General features: G+C 44.4%; 1 pseudogene. It reads left to right on the top strand.

The annotated features are described in order from the left end of the window. A pseudogene (locus AB4486_RS28525) lies at nt 1-453 on the top strand (hypothetical protein); the annotation flags it as partial.

Genomic DNA, 453 nt, shown 5'->3' on the forward strand with positions numbered 1-453 from the left:
ATACATTTTCAAATGCACTCGCAGAGATGGGCTTTGATCTTGCTTCTAACCCGGCGCAGTCTAGTGTCATTCTTGATGTTCAAGAAACCAAAAAAGTGACGTCCTCTGGTCTTCAGCTTGATCTATCTGCAACCGTGATCGATCGTGCTGGCAACCGTTATGGTAGTTGGCACAATGACCCGACTTTAATGACGCTACCGAACAAAGTAGGCATGCTCAATGAACTTGCAGCTGTTCACCTAGCTGTTGAAGGCAATCAAATTGCCCTAAAGCGCGAACTTCAATCGTCGGTGCAAATAATGGCAAGCCGCGGTGGGCCTATTCGAGAACTGATTTTTTCACAGAAAGCCGCAGGTAAACAGGGGCAACTTTACCGTTTGATTGGTGATATAAATGGGGTTTCTGATATTAAATCAAGTCTACAGGGTAGCAATATTGTTATTCAGTTAAGGT

This window comes from Vibrio sp. 10N.222.55.C6, from assembly GCF_041473395.1.
GTDB classification, from domain to species: Bacteria; Pseudomonadota; Gammaproteobacteria; order Enterobacterales; family Vibrionaceae; genus Vibrio; species Vibrio crassostreae_C.